General features: G+C 69.6%; 15 protein-coding genes and 2 pseudogenes. 8 read left to right on the forward strand and 9 right to left on the reverse strand.

The window, feature by feature from the left end:
* Positions 1 to 18 precede the first annotated feature (18 nt).
* The 3 genes from ADK57_RS42325 to ADK57_RS42335 are packed head-to-tail and all read left to right on the forward strand — an operon-like array spanning position 19 to position 1,112.
* Positions 19 to 279 (forward strand): acyl carrier protein, encoded by a 261-nt coding sequence (locus tag ADK57_RS42325; RefSeq protein WP_053755074.1) that lies wholly within the window; start codon positions 19 to 21, stop codon positions 277 to 279.
* A 1-nt stretch (position 280) separates the two neighbouring features.
* Entirely contained in the window at positions 281 to 760 is a 480-nt protein-coding gene (locus tag ADK57_RS42330) for an SRPBCC family protein (protein ID WP_053755075.1), read from the forward strand.
* Between the two features lie 19 nt (positions 761 to 779).
* Positions 780 to 1,112 (forward strand): TcmI family type II polyketide cyclase, encoded by a 333-nt coding sequence (locus ADK57_RS42335; protein WP_053755076.1) that lies wholly within the window; start codon positions 780 to 782, stop codon positions 1,110 to 1,112.
* A gap of 77 nt (positions 1,113 to 1,189) precedes the next feature.
* On the opposite strand, the gene ADK57_RS42340 is transcribed toward ADK57_RS42335, so the two are convergent.
* Both ADK57_RS42340 and ADK57_RS42345 read right to left on the reverse strand, forming a co-directional pair.
* On the reverse strand, positions 1,190 to 2,218 hold the full coding sequence (locus ADK57_RS42340) for a methyltransferase (RefSeq protein WP_053755077.1): 1,029 nt from the start codon (positions 2,216 to 2,218) through the stop codon (positions 1,190 to 1,192).
* A gap of 50 nt (positions 2,219 to 2,268) precedes the next feature.
* A complete protein-coding gene (locus tag ADK57_RS42345; protein ID WP_053755078.1) occupies positions 2,269 to 3,345 on the reverse strand; it encodes a right-handed parallel beta-helix repeat-containing protein in 1,077 nt (358 codons plus the stop codon).
* Between the two features lie 518 nt (positions 3,346 to 3,863).
* On the opposite strand from ADK57_RS42345, the gene ADK57_RS42350 reads away from it, so the two are divergent.
* Positions 3,864 to 4,385, forward strand: coding sequence for a bifunctional DNA primase/polymerase (locus tag ADK57_RS42350; RefSeq protein ID WP_053755079.1), 522 nt, complete (start codon positions 3,864 to 3,866; stop codon positions 4,383 to 4,385).
* A gap of 64 nt (positions 4,386 to 4,449) precedes the next feature.
* On the opposite strand, the gene ADK57_RS50285 is transcribed toward ADK57_RS42350, so the two are convergent.
* Positions 4,450 to 4,599, reverse strand: coding sequence for a hypothetical protein (locus ADK57_RS50285; protein ID WP_159050236.1), 150 nt, complete (start codon positions 4,597 to 4,599; stop codon positions 4,450 to 4,452).
* Positions 4,600 to 5,222: 623 nt separating this feature from the next.
* On the opposite strand from ADK57_RS50285, the gene ADK57_RS42360 reads away from it, so the two are divergent.
* Positions 5,223 to 6,452 carry a PP2C family protein-serine/threonine phosphatase gene (locus ADK57_RS42360; RefSeq protein ID WP_053755081.1) on the forward strand — a complete coding sequence of 410 codons (1,230 nt, stop codon included), beginning with the start codon at positions 5,223 to 5,225 and terminating at the stop codon, positions 6,450 to 6,452.
* Positions 6,453 to 6,460: 8 nt separating this feature from the next.
* Here the strand turns inward: ADK57_RS42360 and ADK57_RS42365 are convergent, their stop codons facing one another.
* Positions 6,461 to 7,015, reverse strand: a complete 555-nt coding sequence (locus ADK57_RS42365) for a TerD family protein (RefSeq protein ID WP_420711969.1) — start codon at positions 7,013 to 7,015, stop codon at positions 6,461 to 6,463.
* 605 nt (positions 7,016 to 7,620) lie between these two features.
* On the opposite strand from ADK57_RS42365, the gene ADK57_RS42370 reads away from it, so the two are divergent.
* The 3 genes and pseudogenes from ADK57_RS42370 to ADK57_RS42380 all read left to right on the forward strand — a co-directional run.
* Complete coding sequence (locus tag ADK57_RS42370; protein ID WP_053755083.1) at positions 7,621 to 8,931, forward strand: tyrosinase family protein; 1,311 nt, start codon at positions 7,621 to 7,623, stop codon at positions 8,929 to 8,931.
* Entirely contained in the window at positions 8,931 to 9,434 is a 504-nt protein-coding gene (locus ADK57_RS42375) for a hypothetical protein (RefSeq protein ID WP_053755084.1), read from the forward strand. Before ADK57_RS42370 ends, ADK57_RS42375 begins: the two co-directional genes overlap by 1 nt.
* A gap of 164 nt (positions 9,435 to 9,598) precedes the next feature.
* Positions 9,599 to 9,853, forward strand: a pseudogene (locus ADK57_RS42380) (Tn3 family transposase); the annotation flags it as partial.
* Positions 9,854 to 10,190: 337 nt separating this feature from the next.
* Here the strand turns inward: ADK57_RS42380 and ADK57_RS42385 are convergent.
* From ADK57_RS42385 to ADK57_RS51815, 5 genes and pseudogenes are all read right to left on the reverse strand, one after another.
* The gene (locus ADK57_RS42385) at positions 10,191 to 10,520 is read right to left on the reverse strand and encodes a hypothetical protein (protein ID WP_053755085.1); all 330 of its coding nucleotides are present in this window, start codon (positions 10,518 to 10,520) and stop codon (positions 10,191 to 10,193) included.
* Position 10,521: 1 nt separating this feature from the next.
* A complete protein-coding gene (locus ADK57_RS42390) occupies positions 10,522 to 10,794 on the reverse strand; it encodes a hypothetical protein (RefSeq protein ID WP_053755086.1) in 273 nt (90 codons plus the stop codon).
* Positions 10,795 to 10,875: 81 nt separating this feature from the next.
* A complete protein-coding gene (locus ADK57_RS42395; RefSeq protein WP_053755087.1) occupies positions 10,876 to 11,739 on the reverse strand; it encodes a DUF3592 domain-containing protein in 864 nt (287 codons plus the stop codon).
* A gap of 78 nt (positions 11,740 to 11,817) precedes the next feature.
* Positions 11,818 to 12,918: a hypothetical protein gene (locus ADK57_RS42400; protein WP_053755088.1), complete on the reverse strand. Its 1,101-nt coding sequence runs from the start codon at positions 12,916 to 12,918 to the stop codon at positions 11,818 to 11,820.
* 283 nt (positions 12,919 to 13,201) lie between these two features.
* A pseudogene (locus tag ADK57_RS51815) lies at positions 13,202 to 13,953 on the reverse strand (site-specific integrase); the annotation flags it as partial.
* Positions 13,954 to 13,978 lie beyond the last annotated feature (25 nt).

The following is a 13,978-nucleotide window of genomic DNA, read 5'->3' on the forward strand; positions in this document are numbered from 1 at the left end:
GCAAAGGAGAGGAACCGCATGAGTGACCGCATCACCGTGGAAGAGCTGGCCGAACTCATGAAGAAGTCCGCCGGGGTCACCGTCACCCCGGAGGAGCTCCAGAAGCAGTACGACGCCGGCTTCGACGCCCTCGGCGTCGACTCGCTCGGCCTGCTCGGGATCGTGGGCGAGCTGGAGAACCGGTACGGCATGCCGATGCCCCCGGACGCAGAACGCTGCAAGACGCCGCGGCAGTTCCTCGACCAGGCAAACGGTGCCCTGATGACGGCGGGAGCGTGACATGGCCGGAAACACGCAGAACGAGATCATCATCGCCGCGCCCCTGGACCTGGTCTGGGACATGACCAACGACCTGGAGAACTGGCCGCGGCTGTTCAGCGAGTACGCGTCCGTCGAGGTCCTCTCCCGGGAGGGGAACAAGACCACCTTCCGGCTGACCATGCACCCGGACGAGAACGGCACCGTGTGGAGCTGGGTCTCGGAGCGGGAGCCGGACCGCGAGACGCTCAGCGTCAGGGCTCGCCGGGTCGAGACGGGGCCCTTCGACCACATGGACATCCACTGGCACTACGAGGAGGTCCCCACCGGCACGCGGATGATCTGGACGCAGGACTTCGCGATGAAGCCGGACGCGCCGGTCGACGACGCCTGGATGACGGACAACATCAACCGGAACTCCAAGGTCCAGATGGCCCTGATCCGGGACAAGATCGAGAAGGCGGCCGCCGGGCACGAGCCCGAGTCCGTCCTGGCCGACTGAACGGAAGAGGGCGAATCCGATGCACCAGGCTCTGATCGTCGCTCGGATGGCTCCGGGTTCGGCTCCCGACATCGCCAAGGTGTTCGAGGAGTCGGACCGGGGAGAGCTGCCGCACCTCGTCGGCGTCGTCCGGCGCAGCCTCTTCCAGTTCGGCGATGTGTACATGCACCTGATCGAGTCCGAGCGCGAGCCCGGTCCGGCCATCGCCGAGGTCACCGGGCATCCCGAGTTCCGGAACGTCAGTGAGCGCCTGTCGGCGTACGTCAGCGCGTACGACCCCGAGACCTGGCGTTCCCCGAAGGACGCCATGGCACAGCGCTTCTACCTCTGGCAGCGTGACCCGGCCGGCTGACCCGGCTCACCACGACCGGCCGCCGGGCCCGCGACGCTGCGGGCCCGGCGGCCGGTGGTGTGCGGGGACGCGGTCGGTCACCCGGGGACGTGGCAGTCGAACGCGTGCAGGTAGGGGTTGACCGGGCGGATGTCGTCGATGACCAGGCCCGCATCGGTCAGCCGGCCGACCATGCTCTCGGTGGTGTGCTTCGCGCCGCCGACGTTGAGGAGCAGCAGCAGGTCCATGGCCGTGCTGAACCGCATGGAGGGCGTGTCGTCGACGAGGTTCTCGATGACCACGACCCGTACCCCGGGCCCGCCCGCCTCGATGACGTTGCCCAGCGTCCTGGCGGTGCTCTCGTCGTCCCACTCCAGGATGTTCTTGATGACGTAGACATCGGCCTTGACGGGCACGGCCACCCGGACGTCGCCGGGCACGATGCGTGCGCGTTCCGCGAGGTCGCCGCCCTCGCGCAGCCGTGGCACCGCGTTCTCGACCACCCGGGGCAGGTCGAGCAGGGTGCCGTGCATCGAGGGGTACTTGTCCAGCAGGCTTGCCACCACGTGCCCCTGGCCACCGCCGATGTCCGCGACCGACGTACTGCCCGACAGGTCGAGGAGGGCCGCGACGTCCCGCGCCGACTGCTCGCTGGAGGTCGTCATGGCACGGTTGAAGACCTCGGCCGACTCGGGGGCGTCCTCGTTGAGGTACGTGAAGAACTCCTTGCCGTACAGGTTCTCGACGACGTTGCGGCCGGTGCGTACCGCCTCGTCAAGCCTCGGCCACGCGTCCCAGGTCCACGGCTCGGTGCACCACAGCGTGATGTTGCGCAGGCTGTGCGGGTCGTCCTCGCGCAGCAGCCGGGACATGTCGGTGTGCGCGAACGTCCCGCCCTGCTGCTCGGTGAAGACGCCGTAGCAGGACAGGGCCCGCAACAGCCGTCGCAGCGGCCGGGGTTCGGTCTTCACCGCAGCCGCGAGATCCTCCACGGTCATGGGGCTGTCGCCGAGAGCGTCGGCGACCCCCAGCCGGGCGGCCGCGCGGAGGGCGGCGGCACACGCCGCCCCGAACACGAGCTCCCTCAGCCGCATGGGCGGCGGTGGGGCGGTCTGTGCGGTCGTCATGTGCCGCCTCTCTTCCTTCTTGGGTCCACGGATGAACTACTGCCGGTCGGTCAGCACAGACCCGCAGGCTTGGACGCCTTGCAGGTGTTGCCTTCGAAGGTGTTGCCCTTGCCGGTGTCCGCGTTCACGAGGTCGGCCGGGGCGTTGCCCTGCAGCACGTTGTCGCTGATCCGGTTCCGCTCGCTGGTGCCGCCGACGAAGCTCTTGAACAGGACGATGCCGCCCGACAACGGGGAGGTGCCGACGTTGTCCGTGATCACGTTCCCCGTCACCAACGTCTCCTCGGCACCGGTCAGGACGATGCCGGAGCCCTGCAGGAACGGCAGCCGGGCGGTCTTCGGGCACAACTTGTTGTTCCGCGCGATGCGGTTGTCGCGCACGGCCAGGTCGCCGGCCTTCGGCTTGTTCTCGTCACCGACGACGAAGATCGCCGCACAGTTGCCGGTGAGGCGGTTGTGCTCGACGCTGAGGTTCCGAAGGCGCCGGACGGTGACACCGATCCGGTTGCCCTCCAGCCGGTTGCCTGCGACCACCGTTCCCCGGGTGTCCGTGGCGCCTTCCTCGGCCTTGACCGAGTTGGCGAGGAACAGACCCGCGTCACCGTTGTCCCGGGCGGTGTTCCTCCGGAACACACCGCGGACCGACTCCTCCTGGGCGATGCCCCACACCCCGTTCTTCACCGCCCGTACGTTCCGCACGGTCAGCCCGTCCGTCGCCGTGGCGAACACGCCGTTGGCGGTGAAGCCGGTCACGGTCAGGGAGGCGACGGTGACGCCCTCGACCTTGCGGTCCTTCGTCCCCACGACGCAGATGCCGTTGCCGCCCTCGGCGCAGCTGTTGGCGGCCTTCTTCGTGCCCACGGCCTTCTTCTCGGCCGGCTCGATCACCGTTCTGCGGCCCATGCCGCGCAGGGTCAGCCCGGGCGTCGTCACCTTGACGCTCTCGTGGAAGGTGCCGGGGGCGACGAGAACGGTGTCACCCGACTCGGCGGCGTCCACTGCCTTCTGGATCGATTCCCCCGGGCGGACCACGTGGATCGTGTGGCCGGCGACCGGCGGAGCGGCCCCGAGCCCCGCCCCAAGGACCGCTGCGGTGCATACCAAGTACGCAATATGGCATTTCGTCATATTGCGGACGATAAGCCCGGCGGTCTGCAGAGGGGCCCTATGGTCCGTCCGGCGGCGTGTCATGCGCCGTGACCGGCCACGCCCGGGCCGCCGTCGCCGTTATCACCACCGACCTGCACGTCACCGCTGCAGCCCGCTGCTCACCCGGCCCTGTTCCGATTCCGGGCAACAACACCGTCCGGCGCCGTAGTCGAGGTGTTGTGCCGTCTTCACGAGGGGTGCCAACGGGTCCCCGCGAGAGGCCCGGTGCGGCAGCGCATTCCATGTCCTTCGCAACACGTCTCGCCATGTCGACCAACGACAGACCCACTCCCCCATCAACGTCATGATCGCGAAGGATTCCCGAAGGTGCTTAGAACGTTTGCTCCAAGAGCGAACGTTCCGGAGGTAATCGCCACGGTTCGCCACCCCTTCCGCGCAATAGAGATATCTATCAGCATGAACAAGCCCAGCTCGACCGCCCCGCGGCGGGGAGGCGGGTCCCGCTTGCGCGGGCAAACGGATTCGGGAGGTACAGCTTGCGATCAGTCACGCGACAGGCCGTGGAATGGCTGTCGGCCGCCGCCACCGACCCTCGGGCCTGCAAACGGCAGTGGCAGGGCGAGAGTGGCATCGCGGTGCTGGCCTGCGGGCGGTTCTGGGATGTGCTGAGCGTGCCGGAGGAGCTGGGCATACTGGTCCTCGACACCCTGCTGTGCGTTCCCCAGGCGCCCGGTCCGGCGCTCGCGGACTCCGCGGCCCGCCGGGTGGCCTTCTTCCTGCCGCCGGATCCCGAGGGCGCCTGGACCGGCTCGGGGATCCGCTACGGGGGCCAAGGATCGTGGATCGCGGTGCCCTCGCCGCACCGCTCCGCCGGGCGCCTTCGCTGGCTGGTCCCGCCGGACGGCACTGGCGCACTGTTTGTGCCGGCCGCCGTCGAACTGGCCCTGCAGCTGGCGCTCGGGAGGCTCGCCGCAGCGAACGACACCAGACGGCAGTGCCCGATGTGCGGGGCACCGGCGCAGGCAGCCGGAATCCGGAGCGATGGCCGGCCTGGCTGATCCCAGCGGATCCGCGGCCGGTCGCACGGCGGCACAGGCACGGTGGCAGCGCCATGCGGCCTCCTCAGTACACGGGCACGAGGTCGGCGCGCTGCTCCAGAGCCAGCTCCGCGTGCCCCCACCGGCCCGTGCGCGGCGGCGTGGCGGCGTACCGATACTGCCAGCCCAGCCCGGGGCCGACGGAGGTGAGGATGGTCCACTGCGCATCCCGCACACCGGGGACCGTCCGGCCGCGAGCCCCCCATTCCTCGACGAGTGCGGCGTAAATGGGTGGATCCCCCTCCGACACCTGGGGGGACTGGCCGTTCGGAGCCTCTCGGCTCTCGCTCTCCCAAAGGAGACGCCCGGTGGTGACCTTGCAATCCATGTTTCAGCAACGCGCCCGCGCACGCGGGTGGGTACGTCCTCGTCCTGTTATGGCCCCATCGGATGAGCGTTACTCCCCCGTTCGGGGCCATGTGTTTGTCGGACCGGTTCTTTCCGAGACGCCATTCCGGCGGGCGTCGCGGGCCACCTCACCGGGCCACGCGCCACCGGCCACCGGCCACTCGCCCTCTGCCCTCTGCCCTCTGCCCTCTGCCCTCGGCGATCAAGGCCGACAGGTCGACGTCGGTCCCGCCCGGGTCAGGGCGGCGTACCACGTGCCGGGTCGGCGCATGTGTTCCGGCAGCAGTGTCGGATCCACCGGCGCCGTCATCGGGCCTTGCCGAAGACCCGCCCCTCACGTCGGCGATGTGCGGCTGCCTGACCCCAGAGGGAGCAGTGCCCGGGCCCCGTGCCGTGTTCCCTCATATCGTGAAACGGCACAGTGACGCTCGGCGCCGAGGCAGGCAGTCCATGAAGGAACGGCAGATCGACTACGCGGCGGTCTTCCGTGCGCTGCCCGGCATGGTGGCGCTGCTCGCCCCTGACCTGGTGTACGTCGACGCCAACGACGACTTCCTGCGACTGGCCGGCCGCACCCGCGAGCAGCTGCTGGGCCGCTACATCTTCGATGTCTTCCCCGAAAACCCCAACGATCCGGCCGCGGCCGGCATGCGGGAAACCCGAGAGTCGATGCTTCGCGTAGTGGCAACCGGCGAACGCGACACCATGGCGCTGCTCCGCTACGACATCGAGGATCCACAGCGGCCCGGCCTGTGGAGGGAGCACTACTGGAGCCCGGTCAACGCACCCGTCCTCGGCCCCGACGGGCGGGTGGTGCTGGTCGTGCACCGGGTCGAGGAGGTCACCGAACTCATCCGCGCCCGCGGCGGCCCGGGCGGCGACAGCCGGGCCCGCGTACTGGAAGCCGAGCTCTACACCCGCGCCCGCGAGCTGCAGGAGGTCAACGAACGCCTGCGCACGGCGCACGCCCACGAACGCGAGGTCGCCCTGGCCCTGCAGGCGGCGATGCTGCCCGCCCCCAGACCCCTCGGGCACCACCAGGCGGCCGTGCGCTACCAGCCCGCCATCGGCGCCCTGAACGTGTGCGGCGACTGGTACGACCTGGTCGAACTGCCCGGCAGGAGCCTCGCGGTCGCCGTCGGCGACGTCGTCGGCCACGGCTTGGCGGCCGCCTGCGTCATGGGGCAGTTGCGCAGCGCACTGAGCGCGGCCTGCCGCGTCGCCGACGGCCCGGCCCAGGCCCTGGAGGCCCTCGGCCTGTACGCCCGCTCCGTCGAGGGCGCCGAGTCGACCACCGCAACGACGACCTTCATCGACTGGGACGACCGCTCCATCACCTACAGCTGCGCCGGCCACCTTCCCCCAGCCCTGCTCCACCCCGACGGCACCGTGACCTTCCTCGACCAGGCCACCGACCCGCCGCTCAGCGCCCGGCCCGAACACCTGCCCCGCCCCCAGGCCCGCACGCCCTTCGACGTAGGCGCCACCCTGGTCCTGTACACCGACGGCCTGATCGAACGCCGTACCGAGGACATCGACACGAGCCTGAGCCGCCTCGCCGACTCCCTCACCCGCCACCGGCGATCCGACCCCGAGGCCCTGGCCGACGCCCTCCTGGCCGACCTCCTGCCCCCAAGCGGCAACACCGACGACACGGCCCTGATCGTCCTCCGCCTGTGACAAGCCGGTCAGGGCTGCCGGACGTTGCCCATCTCCGCGGTGAAGACCTCGGGATCGCTGTCGAATCCTCGGATCCTCTCGTGGAACTTCCACTCCCCGGAGACGTCCCTGGTGAATTCCGCGACCGTCGCGGCTGTGGATCCGGCGACCTGCGTGAAATCGTCGTTCAGCAGCTCCTTGTATCCCTCGAGGACCAGCACTCCGGTGTTCGACAGGTCTCCGAAGGTCTTGGGGCCACTGTTCTGATGGACCGCCACGCCCACGACCACTCGTGCGTAGGAGTCGGCCAGCCGGTCGAGCTCCAGCATCATCGCCTCGACGAAGCCGAAACCCTGGCCGGTCTGGCTGTGCCGGCTCATGTTGATGGTGCCGTCCGGCGAGCGGCTGTCGAAGTGGACCACGTACGCCGGCCGCCCGTAAGGGTCTTCCACGGAGTAGGTCGCCGCGATGATGTCGAGATGGTGAGGCGGTTGATCCCAGGGACTCGGGTCCCACCGGAGCTTTACTTCGACCTTTTCCAGTCCCTGACCGACGCTGTTCACCGGACGCCGCCTCTCCCGCATCAAGCCACCACGGGACGATCCCCCGCACGGTCAAGTATGGCTCCTTGACGCCCTTTCACCGCAGCGTGGGCCGCCGCTCCTGACACCCAAGTGCGGCACGGCTCATACGCCGTGACGGCTCCTGCCCTCTGACGCCACGACCGCGAACTCGGCCTCCCACTGCTTGTTTCCCACCGCCACCAGCCCGCACCGCCGCACTCGCCCCTCCACGGGGAAGCATCCGCACGATGACCACCGGCTCAGCGAAGCGGCCGACGGGTGTCCTGACAGGCCACCGCGTGGCAGGAAATGAACCCGATAACGCAGTTCGATCTCAAGTGAGTTGACGCTTGCGGTGGTGGGTCGTCTGAGCGGACGCGGGCCTGGCTCCCCTCGGACGTCCGGGCCATGCCGGAGATGAGGGTCGCGGACATGGCGGATCAGCCCCTTCGAGTGCGCGGCCCCGGAACCCGAGGGCCCCACTTTGCCCAGGCCCCTCGGGAGGGTCGATTACCGGGAGGTGATGGGCGCCCCGCCGGTTTGCGGCACCCTTCCTTTCGTCTGATGCTGAAGGCTGGCGCCGGCGGGCGACCTGCCCGCCACGGCTCCGCCCCATGGGAGGCACAATGCCCAAGGTCCGCAAAGACATCAACTCGCTCACCGACGCGGAATTGGACGACTACATCCACGCGCTCGACATTCTGCGGCAGCGTTCGGAGGTGGACGAGGAGGATCCGACCGGGTACGCGTTCCAGGCTGCTCTGCACAACGGTTCCGCGGGACCCCCGCCCATCGCCTGCGAACACGGCAGCGACCTCTTCCTGCCCTGGCATCGGGCACATCTGCACTACTTCGAAGAGCTGCTCCGAGCGGCCGACCCACCGCGCACGCAGAACGTCACCATTCCGTACTGGGACTGGATCAGCGAGCAGACACCCGAGAAATTCCCCCTCGCATTCAAGAAGCCCGGGCTGAAATCACCGCGCAACTCCACGCCCACGCCGCTGCCACCGAACACTCTCGAGATCGTGACGACGGAGACGAACCAGAAGGAGTTCGCCGGCTATCCCGACGGCGATCCCTTCGGAGACGCCGGACGGCTCGAAAGCGGTCCGCACGACACGATGCACAGCTTCTACATCGGCGGGAAAATGGGGAACCCCTCGACGGCGGCCGAGGACGCGATCTACTTCAGCTTCCACTGCTTCATCGACCTGATGTGGGCCGAATGGCAGCACCGTAACGGAACCCCGCCCCTGACCTCGCCGGATCACGCACTGCGAGGCTTCACCACGCAGCCGAAGAACAAGGTCTCCGACTTCACCGAAATCGCGGACCTCGACTACGAGTACGAGTACACGGAGCAGCTCAAAGCAGCGTTCGCCGTGCCGGTGCCACCCCCCGCCCCGCTCAATCTGCTGGCGACCCAGCCGATCACACCGCTCGGCGACGCCGACCTCGTGACGGAGCTGCAGGACAACGAGCTCGTACGGCTCGGGTTCACCGTGCCTGAGACCCGGGGAGAGCGGCTGCTCGTGCGACTCGACGAGCTCAAGGTGCCGAACACCGGGAGCTACATGCTGCGCGGCTTCGTGCATCCCTCCGATGCCCCCTTCCAGCCCGACGACAGCGAGTTCACACGTCGGTTCGGTGCGGGCTACGTGACCCTGTGGCGCGCCCACCCGCACATGCATGCCGACCACGACCACGACCACGAGAACGACCACGACGGTCCGCCCGTCGCCCACCACCCCGTCTCCCGTACGGCACGCTTCGACGTGACGCGCGCGGTGGACTCGCACGGGGCGGCCGGTGCCGACCTGGTGTTCAGCCTGCAGTTCATCCCCGCACCCAGCGAGACCGGACTGCCCCCGCATCCCGTACCGCCCCTCGACGAGGTCGAGCTCAAGGATGTGCGCATGGAGGTGTACATCTGATGCGCACACCGGTGTTCGAGCTGCACATCCGGCCCATGTTCAGCGCGACGGACCGCGATCACATGATCCCCCATGGGCTGGACCTCTGGGACTACGCCCAGGTGGTCGAGCACGCCGAACACATCTTTGATCGCGTGGAGGACGGAACCATGCCGCCGACCGCGCTCGGCGGGCCGTGGCCACAGGAATGGATCGATCTCTTCACGCGCTGGCGGGAAGGCGGTCTCAAGCGCCTCGAGCTCGGTACGGCCCAGTTCACGGTCACCCGCTCGCCCAGTGCGGTCACGGTGAAGGCGACCGGGACGTTTCCCGCGGCGGGCTACCTGGGGTGGCTTCAGCTGGAGAGCCAGTCCGACACGGCCAAGACCTATGTCCTGCACTTCGAACCGCCGGACGCCCCGGTGGCCGGCACCGCGGACGAGTTCGAGTTCAAGGAGCGCTACAGCTCCTCGGACACCCGGACCCTGTTCATCCACGACAGCACCGGCGTCCAGGAGCGCTGATCACGCCGCGACTGCGGGAAGTCACCGGTGGCGGCGGCAAGGACCAGACGCCCATCAGGAAGACCCTCTCCTCCTTGGAGGCGATGGCGGCGGCGCCGGGTTCAGTCCCGGCGTACGTCGACGTCACCGTTGACCGTGGCCAGCGTCATGGTGGGACCGTGGCGGACCTCGCGGAGGACCAGCTCGGCGCCCTGGGCCTGGTCCTCAACGCCGTCGTGCTCTTCAACACCCGGTACATGGACGCCGCGGTGAACCAGCTGAGGACGGACAGCTTCGACGTCCGTGACGAGGACGTCGCCCGCCTCTCGCCGTTCGTGCGGCACCACATCACCATGCACGGCCGGTACTCGTTCCAGCTCCCCGAGCTGCCCGGCGGACTGCGCCCGTTGCGCGCACCGGACGCCGCCGACGACGAGTAGGCCAGGGCTGCGGCCGGCGCCGACGGGCGTCCACCGCGGCCTCGGAAGTACCGGGCCCCGGTCGGGGGCTATCGCACGCGCAGCTCGTACGGGCTGGTCTCCTCGTGCCGGTCGTCCAACTCGTCCCGGCCGAAGCTCTCCTCCCAGCGCTCCGGTCAGTTCGCTGGGCCGCCGGCCCTGAACAGGTCGTCTGCCCACCGGGGCTCTGTATACGTCGAGCTGAGCCGTCGTGTTCCCCGTGCCACCCGGACGGCGTTGCCGTGCGGGCCGGGACGAGGGAGCCGGTGCTCGGGGCAGCCGGAGTCGGGCCATGGCCGTCGACTGCCCGGCCTCGGTCCTACACGGCGATCGGGCGGTCGGCCAGCTGGGCGAGTTCGGTGAAGAAGGCGCGGTAGAGGGGCTCGTCGGCGGTCGGGATCTCGTGCCGGAAGAACACGGGTCCGGCGCCCGGCACGCTCCCGTAGATCGGTTCGCCCAGGTCTTCGGCGATGCCGAAGTACAGCCGGGTCAGACCGCCTCGGCGTGCCTCGGCACACACCGTCACCCAGGCCAGCGGGTACCGGTACGGCCCGATGACGTTACTGCGGCGGAAGACCTCAAGGATCCCGCGGTCGGCCTGGATGTGCACACGCCCGTGCTGGAAGACCTTCGGCTTCGCCGGATCCACGTCAGACCACCCTCCGGTCGGCGAGCCCGGCCACCTCGGTGAGGTACGCGCGGAACAAGAGCTCGTCACCGTGCGGCACCCGGAACGCGGGCGAGGTGCTGTAGCAGAAGGCGGCCGGGGCGGTGCCGTAGAGCGCGGCGTTCGGATCACGTACGGAACCGATGAACAACTGGCCGGGCTGGTTGGGCTTCTTGCAGTGCACCAGCGCCCCCAGCCACCGCAGCGGCACCCGGAAGGTGTTAGCGGGACTGGCCAGGTAGAACAGTTCGAACACCCCCCCGGTCCACCCGCAGATGCAGGTCCTCGTAGTCGAACGTCAGCGGATCCATGCCGAGAAGATAGCCCGGCTCCCGCGTCACAGCGCGACCACCCCCACCACGGCCGCCGCCGCCACGACCAGAACACCCACGACGTTGACGGCCATGTCCCGCTTCCAGGACCGGCGTTCGGCCTCGACGTCCAGGACGAAGACCGCTGGGTCGTCGGGGGTGTAGTGGATCGTGACGTCCAGGCCCCGCGATCCGGCGGGGTCCGGCAGTCCGGACTCGCAGTAGGCCGTGACGGCCCTGCCGTCGAGGGTGGTGAAGGCGACGACCGGTACCAGGTGGGTGGAGGTGTAGCCGTCATCGGAGTCGACGGTGACGCTCTTGAGCACGGCGACGACACGGCCGGGTACGGCGGCCATGGCGGCCAGCGCGTCGATACGGCGGTTCCTGTCGCGGACGTTCCCGGGCAGGTGGTACGCGCCGGAGAGGGCCCAGGGTCCGCAGAAGCCGAGCAGCGCCCACGGCCAGCCCCGGTCGATCGCGGCGACGGCGACCAGACCGGCGTAGACGAGGAAGAGCGCGAAGGTCGGCCAGCCGAGTCCGCGCCCGCCTTCGGAGAGGTGGTTGGCGAACCGGAAGGCGTGGGGCCTGCCGCGCGGGTAGTGGACCCCGATCTCTCGGCCCGTCCAGGCCACGCTGATCCTCTCGCCGCGCTCACCGTCGTTGGTGACGGTGAACTCCTGCCCGGTGGCCGGGTCCTGGAAGGAGGCGACCACGGCTATCCCGTCCTTCGGGGAGCTTCCGTGCCGGGGCTCATCCACCCGCTCGATCCGCCCCTTCGTCCGGACCGTCCGCTGCGCCCGGGTCACCCCGGCCAGCGACCTCCCGTATCCGACCAGCGCCACCGCGCCGAACACGCCGCACCACAGCACCAGATATCCGTGCCAGCCCATCCGTCTTTCCTCCTGCCACTTCAGGGACGGCCACCGAGCCACCCCTTGCCGTCCGGAACAGTGCGGTCCCAGGGCACCTCACCGTGCGGGCGCGCGCCGCACCACCTTGCCCTGTCCGTCCGCCTCCAGTGACGCCGTGCGCTCGGCCCCGGTCACAGCGACCCTGATGATGAGGGAGCCGGTGAGACGGTCGGCGGTGATCTGCCAGGTCCGCGGGGAGCGGACGCCGAGGGTGGTCGTGGCCTCCTCGACCAGGGCGGGGAAACGGTCGTAGGGCAGCGCACGGGGGTCGAACCCCGGAGTCTGCGTGCCGGCGGGCGAGAACACGACCGACAGCAGGCGCTCCTGCACGACGACGGTGAGCGCCTGGCGTGTGTCCCTACCCTTGGTAAGCGAGCCGAGGGTCCGGTCCAGCTCGCCCTTGTCGAGAAACGACTGGCCCGGGCCCAGGGCGACCGTTCCGGACGCCGACGACACAACCACAACCGTGGTCGACGACGTGGAGGAAACGGACGGCCGCGCGGCCGAAGGCGGCTTCGCGGTGTCGTCCTGGTCAAAGAGGTCCGCGCGGAAAAGCAGGACCACGGCGGCCGCGCCGAGCAGCAGGCCGAGGAGCACGACGAAGCCGAAGGCACAGCCCTCAGGGGGCGCGGCCACTCTGGCCGTCCCAGGCACCGAATCGAGGCGGGCCGAGGCCGCCCGGTCCTCCCACTCCGGCGTCGGCCGCTTGACGATGCGCACCCGCCATGGCCGGTCCGGCGGGTACTGGACCACCACGACACCGCGCGGCCGGTAGTCGGGCAGGTCCACGAGGTTGATGTCCTGCGTGATTTCTACCCGGTACGCCGGCCCGTCGTCCGGTACGACGGTGAGCTCGAACCGCACCGGTACGTCGCTGGTCTCGCCGCCGACGGCCTCCCGACTCTCGATCATCGCAAGCGCCGTGCGGGGCACGACCGCCGCCTCCCGGCCCCGCCTCGGCATACCGGCGAGGAACAACAGCAGTCCGTAGGCCGCAGGCAGCACCAACCCCGCGACGATCAGCGGTGCGTTCTCGATGATCCCGCCCACAACGAGCGCGGCGAGCGACGTCCCGACCACGCCACCGGTCAGGAAACCCCGGGCGAGCGCGACGGGCGTGTTGTGCGTGGGCGGAGGCGCACCCGTGGTGATCGTCATACGGGCGATTGTGCTGGGCTCAGGTGGCGGCCGGTAGACCTCAGTATGATCTTCCGGCCGGTCACGGTGGGATCGCGTCGATCGCTTCTCTGAGGTGGTGCAGCACAGCGCCGAGTTCGCCCGGTACCGGAGTGGCCAGTGCCTGCCGAAGCGCTCGCGGAGCTACGGGGCTGGTGGTGAAGGCGTCTGCCCCAAGGCTCTCTTTTCGCTCGCGCGTTGGAGTGCGGGCGGCTCATTCCCTGGGCGGGAGGACGGATCCGTGAGGTCCCGCTCCGGTCTGCGGTCAGCGTCGGCTGTCGCCGGGCGCAAGCAAACCGGTGACCTCGGCGATCGCCTCCGCCGAGGGGTGGAAGTAGCGCCGGACGTTCTCCGGCTTCTTGTGCCGCGACGTCGCCATAAGCATCGGCAGGCTCGCCCCCGACTCGCCGAGGTGAGTGAGCCCGGAGTGCCGTTATCTGTGCAGGTCCCAGCCTGTGCCCGGTACCCCGCCGACGGCTGTGTGCGCGTCCAACAGAGCGCGGGCCTGCCCGTACGACAGCCGCGCCGGCCCGGTGTCCGGGCACACGTCGCGCGGTGCGAGGACCTTGCCCGGCCCAGGCCTGCGGTGGGTGACGAACACCGGCCCGCGGATACACCCCTTGGTCAGCCGGGGCAACAGGCGGGCCGTGCCGACGTCCCGGAACACGGGCTACAGCACGAAGTCCTCGCGCGAAGCGCCCCGGCGCCGGGTACGCGGCCGGGCCCCCTTCGCCTTCACCCGCGCTCGGCGCCGGGCCAGGTCCAGCTCCTCGAGGTTGACCTCAAGGATCTCCTCCGCCCGCACGCACGTCTCGTACAGCATCCGCCACAGTGTCTTCTCCCGCAGGTGGACGTCTCGGCGGGCGATCAGCCGGTCGACCGCCATCTTCGAACGGGCCGGGGTCTCCGAGTCCGGCGGGGCAGCCGCTTCACCCAGGCCGACATCGTCGGGCCGTCGTACCCGCGCTCGGCACACCAACCCAGCCACGACAACACGGAAGCCCGGCGGGCGTTCCACACAGTCCGGCGTGGAGGGTCTGCT

Source organism: Streptomyces sp. MMG1533 (assembly GCF_001279775.1).
Classification (GTDB): Bacteria; Actinomycetota; Actinomycetes; order Streptomycetales; family Streptomycetaceae; genus Streptomyces.